The organism is Chryseobacterium sp. CY350 (assembly GCF_027945075.1).
Taxonomy (GTDB): Bacteria; Bacteroidota; Bacteroidia; order Flavobacteriales; family Weeksellaceae; genus Chryseobacterium.
This window is the reverse complement of record NZ_CP116034.1, coordinates 1,706,619-1,723,160: the sequence shown is the minus strand read 5'-3', so window position 1 is coordinate 1,723,160 and position 16,542 is coordinate 1,706,619. Positions and strand designations below refer to the sequence as shown.

The following is a 16,542-nucleotide window of genomic DNA, read 5'->3' as shown; positions in this document are numbered from 1 at the left end:
TAATTTAATGTTTTAATTAGACTCAAATGTAATAATAAAATTTGTACCATTTACCTAAATAAAAAATAAATCTATCAATGTTTTATTTTAAATGTTTCATTTTGTGCATATTAATTTTTAATTAATGAATTTTAAGTAATTTTAACATAAGTTTATACTTCAATTGAAAAACCTTTATATTTGTGGCAATTGAACTCTATATATGAAAGGACAGAATAAGTTATTTATAGCAATCATTGTTGCACTGATCGTTGGTGTGGTAATCGGCGGATTTGTACATATTCAATATCCCGAAAGTGCAAAACCGTTTTCAGATAACATCAAACTTTTGGGTACCGTTTTTATTAGGTTGGTACAGATGATCATTGCGCCTTTGGTTTTTACAACATTAGTGGTAGGAATTGCCAAAATGAGTGATATTAAAATGATTGGTAGAGTAGGATCAAAAGCGATGCTTTGGTTTATTTCTGCATCATTAATTTCTCTTTTCATAGGTTTGATTTTGGTTAATTGGCTGGAACCCGGTCACGTTACAAAACTCCCGATTCAGGATGCTGCATCTGCGGACGAACTTTTAAAATCAAGCAAAGGCTTCTCTATGGAAGATTTTGTGAAACATATTATTCCTAAAAGTATTTTTGAAGCTTTTGCAACAAACGAAGTTCTTCAGATTGTCGTTTTCTCCATTATGTTTGGCGTTGCTTTGGCTAATTTAGGTGACGAATATGCACAGCCCGTTATCAAGTTATTTGACGTTATTGCTCATGCAATTCTTAAAATGGTGGGCTACATCATGTGGTTTGCGCCGCTTGGAGTTTTAGGTGCAATTGCAGCCGTAGTTGCAACCAATGGTTTTGAGATTTTTAAAGTCTACGCTATTTATTTGAGAGACTTTTTCTTTGCTATAGCAGTTTTATGGCTCGTATTGTTAATAGTAGGATATTTAATCTTAGGAAACCGACTTTTCGAATTATTAAGAAGAATAAAATCACCATTATTAATCGCTTTCTCAACAACAAGTTCAGAAGCAGTTTTCCCCAAATTGGTTGAAGAGCTGGAAAGATTCGGCTGTAATAATAGAGTAGTATCATTTATTTTACCTTTGGGATATTCATTCAATCTGGATGGAAGTATGATGTACATGACTTTTGCATCAATTTTCATCGCTCAGATCTACGGAATTGAAATGACTGTCGGTCAACAGATTACGATGCTTTTGGTATTAATGTTAACCTCAAAAGGAATTGCGGGAGTTCCGAGAGCTTCTTTGGTAATTATCGTAGCAACCTGTTCAATGTTTGGAATTCCACCGGAAGGAATTGCCTTAATTTTACCAATCGATCACTTCTGCGATATGGCAAGAAGTATGACCAATGTTTTAGGAAATGCGTTGGCCACGTCTGCTGTTTCAAAATGGGAAGGTCAGCTTGATAATCATGGTGGCGATTTGTAAAATGTTAATTTAACTTAAATAAACGGTCAATAGAGGATTTCTTCTCTGTTGACCGTTTTTTATGAAATTTGTATTTTGCTAAGTGAAACGCGTTTGTGAACGAAAAATATTTCAATCATTTAAATTAAAAACTCTGCGAGATTTGCGTTAAAAATAGATTAAAAACCTATAATTAAATGAACTTACAACAACATAAAAATACAATTGCTGATAAAGGATTTTCCGTTATCAGCAATGTTTTTTCTGCGAAAGAAATTGAAAAAATAAGCGAAGTCATTCAAAGTATTGACACTTCAAAAGAAACATTCAGGAAATCGGAAGATCTTTTTGCGATCCGTCAGTTTTTAAAGGAAATTCCTGAAGTAAAAGATTTGATTTTTAATGAAAATTTAAAAGCGATCATCAAAGAAATTTTTGGAGAAAATTATTTTGTCGTCAAAAGCATCTACTTCGATAAACCTGAAAAATCAAATTGGTACGTTGCTTATCATCAGGATTTGACCATTTCTGTCGATAAAAAAGTTAGTCTGGAAAATTTCGGACCGTGGACGACCAAATAGAATCAGTTTGCCGTTCAGCCACCTTTAGATATTCTTAAAAATATTTTTACAATAAGAATTCATTTAGACGATACCGATGAAAATAATGGAGCTTTAAAAGTTGTTCCACAATCTCACTCAAAAGGAATTTACAGACCCGAAACCATCGACTGGGATGTAGAAACAGAAACGGTTTGTAGTGCAAAAAAAGGAGGGATTATGATTATGAAACCTTTGCTTCTCCACGGTTCAAACCGAACAACGAACGGTAAAAAACGGAGAGTGATTCATATTGAATTTTCGGATAAAGAACTTCCTGCAGAATTGCAGTGGTCGGAGAAAATGAATTAAAAAATTTCATTTAAACTAAAAAACATAATGTAAAATGATCAGAAAAAATTGGCTAATTCTTCCTTTGATAATCATTGGGTTCTATTATAATCAGTGGAAAATCCAGAATTCAGACAGTGAAATGGTGTTTCAGGAATTAATTTATGGATTCCTTCTGCTTATCTTTTTACTTTTTCTAAGTCTTTCGATATACAAAGATTATCATAAATATAAACTTTCACGATCTGTGAAAAATTATCTTCCATCACTGGTTGGTCTTCTGATATTGCTTTCATTTGGAGTCACCAATTTGGTTTTAAGCATGAGAGACAATTCTCCTGTAATTATTCATGCAAGTTACGATGGCGATTTTAACGGAGCATGGTTTGAATTCAGAGAGAACGGAACGTATAAATTTATTAATCATGCTGGAATTGGAGCAGATATTACACGCGGAAAATATCAAATAAAGGATTCGCTCATTGTACTCGACAAGAGCAAAATGGGAAACGTAATTGTTTCAAATACTCTTGCGATAAGAGAGGAAAATTACACAGATTCAACAAAAGTAAAAATGCTGTATCAAATCGATAGAAACCATTCTGTGAGTAGCGAAAATTTTAAATTTCTTATTAATAAGAATGTTGTAGATTTAGAAAAGCCCTAAATAAACCTCTTCCAAATTGAAAGAGGTTTCATTATTTTAAACTGCAAATATTTTATTTTACAGAAATCTCATCCACAAAAATATAAGCTTCACCATCCGCTCCTTGATGCCATTCAGGAAGTTTTCCAAAGTGATAGGCTTTTACCTTTAGATAACGTGCTTCGGTTGGAAGGACTTCAGTTGCGAAATCTTTCAGTTGAACATTCGTATCTTTCGGATCAATATTATTTTCCAAAGTCTTGAGAAGAATATAAGTTTTGCCATCCATTGAAGCGTAATATTCTACTTTTTTGGGCATTAAGATCCATGCTCTGCTGTCCTGGAGATAGGTCGACGAGATATGATTGATTGGTTGTGGCGATTTAAAATCAATTATCGCTTCTACAGTTTGTCCCTGATAACCCTGCCATTCACCTTTTCGCCAATTCGTATCACCGTTGATTCCGTCAATCAAAGCCAGTTTTCCGCCTGCTGTGTATTGCAGATTAACATTAGCATTAATGGTAATATCCCAATGGTTGGGTCTTCTGTTGAAATTGGCAGTTGTGATTCCGCTTTTTTCGCCATTTCGTTCGGCGTAAGTAGAAACCTGCGTCGTTTTGCTGATGGTAAATGGTTCTTTGTAAGCCTTAAAAGTTTTTCTCACGTTGGCATCATCTTCATCCAAAGTCATGTAATAGATTTTGTCTTTTTCGTTCAAAGGTGTGATTTTCACCTGAGTTGTAAAATCAAACAATCGATCCGCAGCAATTACCGGAGAAGCAGTTTGTTCAGGATATTTTAAATCTTTAGCCATTTTTACGTTCTCAAATCCCAAATGTTTAAGCTCGCTTTTCGGAGTGTTTTTCGTAATGATTCTCGTAGTTCCGTCTTCTAAGTGAAGTTTAATTTCATCAAAATAAGGCGTTACGGTTTCCCACTCAGGTTTTCCCGGCGTTACCGAATAAATTCCCATCGAACTTAAAATAAACCACGCACTCATCTGTCCGCAATCTTCATTACCAATCAGACCATCCGGCGAATTTTTATAGAAATTATCGAGAATATATTTGATTTTTGCCTCCGTTTTCTGTGGTTTATCAACGAAATTATAAAGGTAAGCGATATGATGACTCGGTTCGTTTCCTTGTGCGTATTGACCCATCAAACCTGTAATATCCACCTGTTCTCTTCCTGTCGTTTTATCAGAAGCTGCGAAAATTGCATCAATAAACTGTTCAAATTTTTCCTTTCCGCCATGAGCTGCAATTAAAGCCGGAATATCCTGCATCACAGAATAGGAATAATGCCACGAATTTCCTTCCGTATAATTGTTGTTGACTTCACTCGGGTCAAACGGCTCATACCAGTTTCCGTTCTTTCTCGCCTGCATAAAACCGTTATTTGGATTGTAAAGATTTTTCCAGTTTTGAGAACGTTTCATGAAATATTCGTAATCGTCTTTTTTGTTTAAAATTTTCGCCATCTGAGCGATACACCAGTCGTCGTAGGCGTATTCCAATGTTTTAGAAACACTTTCGTGCTCATCATCAATGCTGATATAATTATTTTGTTTGTAAGCATTTAAGCCAAAAATATCCTGCATTGCCGAATTTTTTGAAGCCTGAAAAGCTTTTTCATAATCAAATCCTGTAATTCCTTTTGCCATCGCGTCGGCTATTACAGAAACTCCGTGATAACCAATCATACATTCTGTTTCGTTGGAAGCAAGTTCCCAAACCGGAAGTTTTCCGCCCTGCTCGTATTGTTTGATGAATGTATTGATGAAATCTGCTGTTCTTTTTTTATCAATTAAAGCCATCAGCGGATGTGCGCCTCTGAAGGTATCCCAAAGTGAAAAAACGGAATAGTACCCGAAGTCTTTCGCCATATAAAATTTGTTGTCTCTTCCTCTGTATTTTCCATCAACATCCATATTGATGTTCGGTTGTGTAAAAACGTGATACATTGCTGTATAAAAAACGGTCAGTTTGTCCTTGTCGGCAGACTTCACTTCAATTTTTGAAAGTTCTTTATTCCAATCTGCAACCGCCTGATTTTGAACTTCGTTGAAGTCATTTGATTTTCCTTCAGCCAGCATATTTTTTCCCGCACCTTCATAACCCGTTGGTGAAATCGCCACTTTTACAAGAATTTTCTCGCCACTTTTAACGGCAGTTGTGAAAGCTAAAGCTAACTTGTCACCATCATAGGAAACTTTCTTTTTGCCTTCACTGATTCCATCAATTTTTTCACCGTTTAAAAATTCTTTCGAAATTTTCATTGGTTTAGAAAACTCAATTCTCGCATAAATATACTGATTCGTTGCCCAGGCTTCACTTCTCCTGAAAACTTCTATGGTTTTACTGTCGATAATTCTTACTTCACCTTCCAGTAATTTATCTCTGTGATTTAAATCTAAAATAATATTGGCATTTCCGGCTTTGTTAAATTTATATTCGTGATAACCAACTCTTTTTGTTGTGGTTAAACGAACGTCGATATTATGTTTGTCTAATTTAACTGAATAGAACCCTGCTGTAGCTTTTTCGTTTTTGTGTGAAAATTTTGATGAATATTCTTTCGGCGTTAATCCCGGAGTTCCCATCGTGGGCATCAACATAATGTCGCCGTAATCTGAAACTCCGGTTCCATTCAGATGCGTATGTGAAAAACCATAAATCACAGAATCAGAATAATGATAACCGCTGCAGCCATCCCAGCTTCCGTCAATTCTTGTATCGGGAGAAAGCTGCACCATCCCAAAAGGGACGATGGCACCCGGAAAAGTATGTCCGTGACCACCTGTTCCGATAAAAGGATTCACGTATTGCGAATAATTTTGTGAAAATAAGTTATGAGTAATTAATCCTAAAAGAATAAATAAAAATTTCTGCATGAGTTTAAAATTAAAATCGCCCTAAAATACACAATTTTTGGCTTAGCAAAAGAATTTATCTATCGGTCTCTTTATTGATTCTAAATAGTTTAAATTTCCGTAAATTTGTAGACAATTTATATTTTTATGTTGACTAAAGAAAAGGTTCAGGATTTCCTTAAAGAAATAGAAGTAGATGATTTGGTGAGTAACTTTCAGGTAATGGGCAGCGATGTATACATCGACATGACCGCTCATTCACCGGCAATGCACGAAAAAAAGAAGCTTGAAGCAGCGATGAAACAGGCTTTTGCAAGTGAATTTGGAGAAGAAATTAATTTAAAACTTAAAATAGTTTCTCCCGAGCCAAGTGAAGTTCAGCTAAGTCAGATCAAAGGAAAACAAATCCCTGGAATTCAAAATATTATCGCCATCGCATCCGGAAAAGGAGGTGTTGGTAAGTCTACGGTCGCTGCAAATCTTGCGGTAACTTTAGCAAAAATGGGTTTTAAAGTTGGAATTTTAGATGCCGATATTTACGGGCCGTCTGTTCCAACGATGTTTGATACAGAAGGTCAAAAGCCTATTTCTGTAGAAATTGATGGGAAAAACTTAATGAAACCTATCGAAAATTATGGTGTGAAAATGCTTTCCATCGGATATTTTTCAGGAGCAAATCAGGCAGTGGTTTGGAGAGGGCCAATGGCTTCAAAAGCATTGAACCAAATGATCAGAGATGCTGCCTGGGGAGAATTGGATTTCTTATTAATCGATCTTCCTCCGGGAACGGGTGATATTCATCTATCCATCATTCAGGAAGTTCCGGTAACGGGAGCGGTTATCGTAAGTACGCCTCAACACGTTGCTTTGGCGGACGTTAGAAAAGGTATTGCCATGTTCAATATGGAAAGTATTAACATTCCTGTTCTTGGACTGGTAGAAAATATGGCTTATTTTACGCCGGAAGAATTACCTGACAATAAATATTATATCTTTGGAAACCAGGGAGCACAATATTTGGCAGATGATTTAAATATTCCTGTTTTGGGTGAAATTCCGTTGATTCAGAGCATCAGAGAAGCTGGAGATGTGGGAAGACCTGCTGCATTGCAGGAAAATTCTAAAATTGCAGAAATTTATACAGAAACTGCAAGAAAAATGGTTGAGAGTTTAGTAGAAAGAAATAAGTTTTTACCGCCTACAGAAGCCGTGAAAATCACGACAATGGCAGGTTGCTCACCAAAAAAATAGTAATGATTTCAAATTAATTTTTGAAAAACCAAATTCAAATATGGAGATAAATATAACACACGAACAAACTGTAACCAAGGTATTAGAAGCTCTGGAAAGCATTCGTCCGTTTTTGAACAAAGACGGTGGCGATATCGAGCTTTTGGATGTAAAAGATAATACCGTTTTTGTAAAACTTCTGGGAAACTGTTCAGGTTGCTCTCTTAATTTTTCAACATTGAAATTAGGGGTAGAAAATACCATCAAGCAACATGCTCCCGAAATTGAAAAGGTAGTAAATGTAGAATAAAAAATACGATGATATATTTTTTGAAAACAGATCTGTGAAGGTCTGTTTTTTTTGTTTAAGTATAAAATTTTAAGTTGTATATCAATCTGAATCTTTATTTTTATAAAAGTTATATTCCAACCAATCTAAAATAATAATGTATCCACCAAAGCAAAACAATTTGAATGATCTTATTGAGAATTCTTACAAGAATAATTTTGGAATAGATTTAAAGAGAATTCATCGTTCAAAAAAGTCACAGTATGGAAATGAGAAAAAACTTATTAAAGAGATAAATGACAATAATAGAATTGTTTTCGACGATGGAATTAGTAAAAAGTTTGAACTAATAAATTTTAACGGACTTAATTATTTAGTTGGAGATAAAACAGCTTATCCGTGTTCAGATATTATTAGAATTGGAAATGGATTAAATTGGATAATGTGTTATGCTTTGCCAAATAATAATAAAATATCAGGAGAAACGGATATTAGGAAGTCTGGAATCATTCTTCATTACTTTTCAGAAGTTGTCACTAAGTTTAATACAGAGGAAGACTTTAGGCGATTTCTACAAGCGGTTGAATTTTCATTTTCTGAAAATTATTGGTATAACAAAAATAATTTTATTTTAAATCAGTATAGGAACGTAAAATTCTGGAGTAAAAAAGAAAAAATAGATCAGATTTTTGCGGAAGGTCTTGTTTCTCCTAGAAAATATTTGACATATGTTCTTTTTAAGAATGAGAATTTAAAAACCGAAAAAATTATTCATTCACTTTTGCGTAGTTTGTCATATGGTACAAAAGCAGTAATTAGTAATGAAGAATTTATATCTTTTTTAGGTCAGTTAAACCTTGAAGAAATCGAAGAATTTTTCTGCTTAGATTACTTACGTATTCATTCAAAAATTGATAAAATTTCCTACACTTTGTTGGGGGATATGTTAGTCATTAATTCTGGGCATACACGAAAATATGCAGATTGGGACAGGAAAATTTATAGCTCTAACGAGATTAAAAATATTTTTTATTCTCGTTTGAAGAACAATTACAGAAGTTTGGAGAATCATATTCGTCAAGAAAAAGGTTTTGACGAAGTTGGAAGTTATGTGATGGAGAGACACTTGCTGAATCTTCTTGCAATTGAATTTCCTCTGTACACAATTATTAGCCAATATTCTCCAAAATGGTTAAACGGACAGCGGTTTGATATTTTTATAAAAGAATTAAATATTGCAATTGAGTACAACGGTATTCAACATTTCGAACCAATAGATTTCTTTGGAGGAATCGAAGGTTTAGCCCAAACCCAATTTTTGGATCATCAAAAACGCGAAAAATCTTTAAAAAATGGAGTGAAAGTGTTTGATATCAATTACAATCAAAATTTTAATGATAGTTTTTCAAAACTAGTTTTTTCACTTAAAGAATTGTTGCAAAGCTAAAACCTTGTCAAGATTAATCTTCATGCAGTTTATAACCTTGACAAGGTTGATTCTCTGCCTATTTTAACAAACAAAAAAGCCCCGAGAAAATCCCGAGGCTTGATCAAAATCAAATATATAAAAGTTACTTTACAATGACTCTTTTTACCTGTCCTTCTGATGTTTGAATTAAATAAACTCCGGTGTTTAGTTTTGAAGTATCGATGGTTAAGGCAGATTTTTCTTTTCCAAGAAGTTTACCGCTCATATCGAATAATTCATAACCTTGTGCTCTGTTGAAATATAGGGTATTTCCTTTGGTTACAGGATTCGGGAAGATATTGAAGGTTGCTTTTTCAGGTTTTACTTCGCCAGTTGATAATGTTGGAGAAGCTGCAACTTCATACATTGATAATGTTCCACTGATCTCGTTGGCAACGATGACGTAGGCTTTTCCATTGGTCATATTTGCTGCAGGAATGAAAGTAATTCCTTCCGGACCATTATCGCCACCAAATGCAGAAGTCGATCTTGAGTGTTTGTAATCTGTAAATGTTACATTGTTTGGATCTGTTACGTTGTAAACCATCACACCTCCGGTTCTTTCCAAAGTGATGAATGCGAAAGTCTGACCGTTGATGGTTCCTAAAGTTACACCTTCCGGTTCTGGGCCTTTTGCTCGGCTTCGGGTTTTGGCTCCGTTGGCTTCGTTATCTGCATTGAAAATCAAAGGATGATTTGCTGCGACGTGTCTTTCAAACTGATCTCCACTGTCGTAAACCAACTGTTTGGTGTCTGTATTGAAAACTGAGAATGATCTCGCTCCCAAAGCATGAATTTCTTCGAAATCTGTATCTCCATCAGTGTTTCCATTCACCTTCGTCACTCTGAATCTTCCTAAATTATGCGAAGCTTTTAAAATAGAAGCATTCGGGAAAACAGTTGAATCTAAAGTATATCCCGCCGCTCCGACAGTTGTTCTTTCACTGAAACCACCCAAATCTTTTTCGTCACCTTCGTTAGCGGTAACTAAATAATTGGTGTTTCCGATTTTATAAGATGCCATTGCATCCGGATTGTAATACGCTTTCACAGGCCAGTTGGCAATCAATACTTCTCCGTTATTGTCTGAAGCATCGAAACCGTTCCCTGGAAGACTCATGTCTTTTTTACCTAATCCCCAAATTCCGGTTAACGCTTTTGTGGTTAAATTAACTTCAATAATCGCATTGTTTTCCTGACAAGAAACCCATGCTTTCTGGCTGTCCGGACTGATCGCGATGTATTCAGGTTCTAAATCCTGAGCCAAAGTGCTTGTTGATTTTACTTTTCGTCCTCCGGTGGTTGCTAAAGTAGCTTCCATGCCGTTAAACTGAGTGAAACCAAGTGTTGTAACATTTGTTTGCGTTAAAGCCTGAATTCCTGCAACCGTTAAAGTCGGAACATCAATAATGCTGATCGAACCTTCAGGATCTACCGTGTAAGCATCGTTTGGTTCTCCTTCATTGGCAGTCATGACTTTGGTTCCGTCTGGGCTAAACGTAATCATATCCGGTAAAACGCCAACGTTTAGTTGCTTAAGGAAAACTCCATTAATGTCGAAAAATACAACCGAACCATTTCCTTGAGGATTCGTTCCGTTGGGTGAGGCTACGGCGATAATTCCGTTCTTGACAGCAATACTCGTAATGCCACCGTAAGGAGTCATGTTGACAGTCTGAATGACGGTCGGAGTGGTTGGGTTTGAGAAATTAATGATATCAAAAACATCGGTTAAAGAACTGATGGTAAACAATCTTTGTGTTGCAGCATCATGAACTACGATTTCAGTCGAACTCGTGCTGTTTCCTGAAGGATCAAAACTTCCGATATAATTTAACTGAATTTGATTGGACGCCACCGGAGCCGCTCTATCATTATCAATAATGTAAATCGTAGAATTGGCATCGCCCGTAATCGTAGCACCAACCGGATTTTCAAGACCAACCACAAAATATTCTGCCTGTTGTTCTTCCAAGTTATCATCTGTAATTGGAATGTTAATGGTAACACTTGTCGTAGACGGAGTAATGTTGATCGTCTGATTAGCCAAAGTAAAATCACTGCCGTTTGCAGTGTTGAATGACGAAGGTTTTACGACCAAATTAACCGCTGCATTTGAAGGATTGTTAACATTGATCTTAAATGCTAAAGTTCCAGTATTTTCATTGACTTTAATTAAATTTTTCTCCAAGGCAATGCTCGTTCCTGCTGTAGTGAAAGTACTTGATGTGACGGTCGTTACGGCATTGTCGCTTGTATCTTCAACCAAATTCGGTTTTAAAGCTAAATAATAAGCCTGATTCGGAACCAAACCAGTGGTAGGAATTACCGTAATAGCATTGTTCGCGAAAGTTGTAGTGAAAGGAACGACTGCCCCTGTTGCATTGTTAATTCTTAGTTCAACCAAACTTTGTGCATTGGCAGAAGTAATCGCAGAATTGTCAATTAATCTTACATTTTCATTAAATGTGATCGTAGGATTTATTGTTGTAGAAGCATTATTTACGTTGTTTGCAGGCAAGTAGGCAACAGTTGGTGGAGTAGTATCAACCCCTCCGGCTGGAGTGGCGTCTACCGTGAAATTATCAAATCTGTTGTTTCCAACTGCACCTCCGCCACCCTGCGCGAATTCCACTTTTAATTTAAAATTCGGATTGTTGGAAACTCCCGAAACAGCTGAAAAATCAAATGTAATAAGCTGCGGATTAGCATCTTGAGAAGTTACCGTCTGATAAGGTACAAAAGTAGTTCCGTCTAAAGAGTAGAACCAATTCTGATTTCCCGCTCCCGAGCCTGATCTTCTTGTTGTAAATTTTACAACAACATTGTTGTATCCGGTTGTAGGTAAAAGAAACTGTACATTTCCGTTAATTGGATAATTATATCTTAAATGTGTTCCGGAAGCGTCTCCGTTTCTTGCGTTTAAATTTTCAATATTAAAATTTTGGTTGACACCATTTGCGAAATCAATGAAAGTATCTGTGCTTCCTGTTCCTGTAGAAATTGCTGTAATGGAGCCATTCAGAAGAGATGTAGTAGGAGTGGTGAGTGCTGCAACGGATGTACTGTTATTAAAGTTCCAGTAGTGAACTAAAGTGCTCTGTCCCGAAACTGAACCGTAAAATAATGCGGCAATAGGCAGCAAGCCTCTCAATAGGTATTTGTTCTTCATTTTTACAATTTATTATTTGTGCAAAAATGAACGTTGTACGTTGTGAGGGTTTTACGGGAAGATTATGAAATGGTTAAATGTTTTGGTTGAAATGGTTTTAGTTTTAAATTATTGTTAATGTTTTTCAAAACATTGTGAACCGATTGCACCGCCACCATATTCAAGAACAATGTTATCTTTATAAAAAATGTATTGACAATTGTTAGTGTATTCTATTTTATTTTTTTCATTAAGCGGTTTTTCGAAAATTTTATAATAATATTTTCCCATTCCACTTCTTGCAAAACCTATTGTAGTAATTTTGCCATTTTCTATTGAAATGCAATTTGCTTCGTTTAAAAGTTTTTTGATTTGATCAAGAGTTTGATTTGTCCATCCAATCGACTTAATAATTTTGTCTAGTTCATTCGAATTTGGTTTCAAATTCCAATTTTGGGATATAACTTTTAAGTCATCAGATCTCTCAATCTCATCTGCATATTCTTTTTCATCCTTCTTTTTCACCTTGTAGATTTTAATAGTAATTTCTTCACTTACAGTCAAAATTTTACTTTCAGGCTTAAACTCGATATCCACAACGTAATTTTTAGGAACAAGTTTTTGAAATTCAGTTTTTAATCTTTGAATTTCTGTTTTTTTATTTTCAAAATTTGCTATAAGTTCCTGTTTGCTACTTTCTGGCATTAAAGTCATAAACAGTAAAAATTCCTTTTCCTGTTCATTTCCACTCTTGTATGTTTTAGTGAAATCCCCACGCATTTCGATAGGTAGTTTTTGAACTGCAACATTAAACAAAGAATCTTTGTCAATATTTTCTCTAAATTTTATATTTTGAGCATTTAAATTTAGTGCCGAATATAGTAAAGTTAGAATCAGTGCGATTTGTTTCATAGTATTTTTTGCTAAGTAAAAAATTTACTGATTAAATATTTTTTTGTGGACTTTATTCATATAAACCCGACTATTAAAAATTTTAAAAGTAAATTTTACAGAATTTATTCCTCCCCAGAAACCCTCTCATAAATATTATGAATCAAACCATCCGCCACAGAAATTTTCGGAACAAAAATCTTGTTGATTTCTGCCCAGTGCATTACAAAATTGTAGATTTTCAAAGCGTGAGCCAAAACGTCGGCTCTGTCTTCTCTGAAACCGTATTTTGTCATTCTTTCTTCGACAGTCAGACTGCTAAATTCTTTGTAAGCATTTTTTAAATACGCAATCGACATTGGTTTGCCGTCTTTGGTTTTGCTCATCGAGAATACTTTGTTGATGTTTCCGCCGGAACCAATGGCTACAATTTGCATTTTACTATTGATATTGGCTTTAATTTCCTCTTTCATTTCCTTCCAGTTGTCTTCTGTCACGAGATTGTTGAGAAGACGGATGGTTCCGATGTTGAAAGATTTTTCGTAGACCATTTTGTCATTTTCGTAGAAAGTCAGTTCGGTAGAACCGCCGCCAACGTCTACATAAAGATAAGCAAAATCTTTGTCGAGACCTTCTGCGACGTGATTTTCGTACACCAAAGTTGCTTCTTCGTCTCCGGAAATAATCTCAATGGAAAGATCTGCGTAATTTTTAACTTTTTCAATAATATCTTTACCGTTTTCAGCATCACGCATCGCGCTGGTGGCGCAGGCTCTGTAATGTTCAACTTTATAAATTTTCATTAGATCACTGAAAATTTTCATAGAATCCAAAACCATTTTTTCACGCTCTTCACCGATTTTTCCCAGCGTAAAAACATCCATTCCCAATCTCAGAGGAATTCGGAGGAGATTTAATTTAATAAATTCAGGCTTTCCATTTTGAATTTTCACCTCATTGATTAAAAGTCGGGCCGCATTACTTCCTATATCTATCGCTGCAATGATCATTTTTTAAAGTGTATTATATTGAATTTCAGTTGTTTAATTTAAAACAAATTAATTTTAAAACCCGAATTTACAAAAATTAATTCTTTATGTTAATCCCAATCCGGTTTAATAATCATTTTGAGAAATTTTAAACCATGAAGATTATTGAAGAGTTAAGATTTTTTTCAGGATCAATAAAATTGATTTAAAGGGTTTACTTAATGATTTTACCTTAATAAAACTTAAAAAATCTAAGCTTATTTTACCTTATATATTCAACTCTTTTTGCGTTTTAAAATCTATTTTTCAGCAGTCTTTGCTTTCAGATAATTGTAAGTTTCTATTTGAGAACGGCATTCTTTCTCGTCATTGCTGATGTATTCGTTGCTGAGTTTTTTATCTAAAATTCTCGCTTTTACATTATCTCTTAACTGAATATCAAGAATGTCTTTCAGTTCTTTTTTAAGATTTTTATCGGTGATTTTTGCTGCGGCTTCTATTCTGTAATCCAAATTTCTGTTCATCCAGTCGGCGGACGAAATGTACATATCTTCCGAGCCTTTATTATAGAAATACATTACTCTTGCATGTTCCAGATATTCATCTACAATACTAATTGCCTTAATTTTCTGTTTAAAATCTTTCTGATTAATAGCACAATAAATTCCCCTTACAATCACTCTGATAACTACGCCTGCTTCTGCTGCCTCGTACATTTTAAGAATAAGACCACGGTCGCTCACAGAATTTGCCTTGATGATCATTTCAGCTTTGCGCCCTGCTTTTGCCTCTTCAATTTCTTTGTCGATATGATTAACAATTTTTTCTCTCATAAATTGAGGACAGATCATGAGGTTTTTACAGGTTTTTAAAACAGCAAGATAATCTTCTTTAGGCTTTTTTAAAACTGTGAAAACTTTATTGATATCAGCCATAACACCTCTGTCGGAAGTCATCAAAAGGTGATCACCATAGATTCTTGCCGTTTTTTCGTTGAAGTTTCCGGTGCTGATAAATCCGTACTGAACGGTCTTATTATGGACTCTTTTTTTGATGACACACAACTTAGCATGAACTTTTTTGTCGGGAAGCCCAATCAAAACAGTGATGCCTTCCGGTTCCAGCATTTCTTTCCACATCAGGTTTGATTCTTCATCAAATCTTGCCTGAAGTTCGAGCATTACGGTTACATCTTTTCCGTTTCTTGCGGCATAGATCAATGCATTGATGATTTTCGAGCTGCTTGCCAAACGGTAAGCCGTAATCTGGATCGATTTCACATCAGGATCCATCGCTGCTTCACGCAAAAGATCGATTACAGGCGTATAAGTGTGATATGGAAAGCTTAATAAAACATCCTGTTTCAGAATTACATCAGTCACTCTTTCACCATGTTCAAATGAAGGATGGGTAAATGAGGTTCTTTCGACAGGTTTTTTATAGTATTCAAAAACATCCGGGAAATCCATAAAATGTTTAAAATTATGAATTTTTCCACCGGGAATAATACTGTCTTTCTTGCTTAAATTTAATTTTCGGATCAACAATTCGAGCAAAGCTTTATCCATATCTTTGTCAAAAACAAAGCGGGTAGGTTTTCCTTTTCTTCTGTTTTTGAGACCTTTCTCTATTTTTTCTGCAAAGTTGGTTCGAATGTCGTTATCGATATCCATTTCTGCGTCTTTGGTCACTTTAAAAGCATTGGCGGAAAATTCGTCGTATCCGAAATAAGAGAAAATATGCGGAAGATTGAATGTAATAACATCCTCTAAAAGCATGACATTTTTTTCTTCTAGATCTTCTGTTGGCAGCAAAACAAATCTTCCTACAAAACGAGAGGGAATCTCAATAATTGCATAATTGCTGTGATATTGCCAGTCTTTTTTTCTCATGGCCACACCTAAGTACAAACTTTTGTCTCTGTAGTAAGGCATTGGAGTGTTTTCATGAAGTAAAATAGGAATCACATTAGATTCTACTACTTCATCAAAATATTGACGTACAAAATCTTTTTGACGGGCTGTAAGATTTTTTGAAGTTTTAATGAAAACTTTCTGCTCTGCCATTTCAACCTGAATTTTTTTCCAGGTTTTATCAAAATCTGCCTGTTGGGTGATGACAATTTCATTAATCCTCTGAAGAATTTTTGAAGGCGGCTGATAGAACGATTCTGCAATTACTTTTTCCTTAAAATCCATGGCACGCTTAAGACCTGCCACACGTACACGGAAAAATTCATCTAAATTATTGGAGAAAATCCCTAAAAAACGAATTCTCAGATGAAGCGGAACATTTTCGTCCATTGCTTCTTGCAAAACTCTTTCATTAAACGCCAACCAGGTAATATCTCTGGGATTAAAATGTACTGACATATTTTTAATTCAATTCTCCAAATTTAAAATATTTAAAAAGTACTTCAATATTAAATTTTGGAAAAATTCAGCATTAGAAAGGTTTTTTAATTAATAAAAGCATCTTTTTTGCCTGTATTTTTAGTTTAATGACAATCTATTATCAGTCAATATAATACCTACAGTTGTCATACATTTTTAAAAATTAAGTTATCCTAGAACGAGATTTATTTATCATTTTGATCTCCCCAGCACAAATGTCACATCAAGTCAGTAATTTATTTATTTAAGTTTGTCACGATCTTTAGATTTAATTTTCGGTACTTA

10 protein-coding genes and 1 pseudogene are annotated in these 16,542 nt (G+C 34.9%); 6 read left to right on the top strand and 5 right to left on the bottom strand.

What is annotated here, in order from left to right:
• Nucleotides 1-202: 202 nt before the first annotated feature.
• The 3 genes and pseudogenes from PGH12_RS07865 (at nt 203) to PGH12_RS07855 (ending at nt 2,989) form a co-directional block, all read left to right on the top strand.
• Nucleotides 203-1,453 carry a dicarboxylate/amino acid:cation symporter gene (locus PGH12_RS07865; RefSeq protein ID WP_267597627.1) on the top strand — a complete coding sequence of 417 codons (1,251 nt, stop codon included), beginning with the start codon at nt 203-205 and terminating at the stop codon, nt 1,451-1,453.
• 176 nt (nt 1,454-1,629) lie between these two features.
• Nucleotides 1,630-2,343: pseudogene (locus PGH12_RS07860) on the top strand (phytanoyl-CoA dioxygenase family protein).
• A 34-nt stretch (nt 2,344-2,377) separates the two neighbouring features.
• A complete protein-coding gene (locus tag PGH12_RS07855) occupies nt 2,378-2,989 on the top strand; it encodes a hypothetical protein (RefSeq protein ID WP_267597625.1) in 612 nt (203 codons plus the stop codon).
• Between the two features lie 52 nt (nt 2,990-3,041).
• On the opposite strand, the gene PGH12_RS07850 is transcribed toward PGH12_RS07855, so the two are convergent.
• Complete coding sequence (locus PGH12_RS07850) at nt 3,042-5,867, bottom strand: GH92 family glycosyl hydrolase (protein ID WP_267597624.1); 2,826 nt, start codon at nt 5,865-5,867, stop codon at nt 3,042-3,044.
• Nucleotides 5,868-5,993: 126 nt separating this feature from the next.
• Between PGH12_RS07850 and PGH12_RS07845 the strand changes: the two genes are divergently transcribed.
• From PGH12_RS07845 to PGH12_RS07835, 3 genes are all read left to right on the top strand, one after another.
• The gene (locus tag PGH12_RS07845) at nt 5,994-7,097 is read left to right on the top strand and encodes an Mrp/NBP35 family ATP-binding protein (RefSeq protein WP_267597622.1); all 1,104 of its coding nucleotides are present in this window, start codon (nt 5,994-5,996) and stop codon (nt 7,095-7,097) included.
• Between the two features lie 40 nt (nt 7,098-7,137).
• On the top strand, nt 7,138-7,386 hold the full coding sequence (locus PGH12_RS07840; RefSeq protein ID WP_267597621.1) for a NifU family protein: 249 nt from the start codon (nt 7,138-7,140) through the stop codon (nt 7,384-7,386).
• A gap of 136 nt (nt 7,387-7,522) precedes the next feature.
• Nucleotides 7,523-8,812, top strand: coding sequence for a hypothetical protein (locus tag PGH12_RS07835; protein ID WP_267597619.1), 1,290 nt, complete (start codon nt 7,523-7,525; stop codon nt 8,810-8,812).
• Between the two features lie 124 nt (nt 8,813-8,936).
• Here PGH12_RS07835 and PGH12_RS07830 read toward each other — a convergent pair whose 3' ends face one another.
• The 4 genes from PGH12_RS07830 to ppk1 all read right to left on the bottom strand — a co-directional run bounded on the left by PGH12_RS07830 (nt 8,937) and on the right by ppk1 (nt 16,236).
• Complete coding sequence (locus PGH12_RS07830) at nt 8,937-12,005, bottom strand: choice-of-anchor I family protein (protein WP_267597618.1); 3,069 nt, start codon at nt 12,003-12,005, stop codon at nt 8,937-8,939.
• Nucleotides 12,006-12,119: 114 nt separating this feature from the next.
• Nucleotides 12,120-12,896 carry a hypothetical protein gene (locus tag PGH12_RS07825; protein ID WP_267597616.1) on the bottom strand — a complete coding sequence of 259 codons (777 nt, stop codon included), beginning with the start codon at nt 12,894-12,896 and terminating at the stop codon, nt 12,120-12,122.
• Nucleotides 12,897-13,000: 104 nt separating this feature from the next.
• Nucleotides 13,001-13,885, bottom strand: a complete 885-nt coding sequence (locus PGH12_RS07820) for a Ppx/GppA phosphatase family protein (RefSeq protein ID WP_267597615.1) — start codon at nt 13,883-13,885, stop codon at nt 13,001-13,003.
• Nucleotides 13,886-14,163: 278 nt separating this feature from the next.
• On the bottom strand, nt 14,164-16,236 hold the full coding sequence (ppk1, locus tag PGH12_RS07815) for a polyphosphate kinase 1 (RefSeq protein WP_267597614.1): 2,073 nt from the start codon (nt 16,234-16,236) through the stop codon (nt 14,164-14,166).
• Nucleotides 16,237-16,542 lie beyond the last annotated feature (306 nt).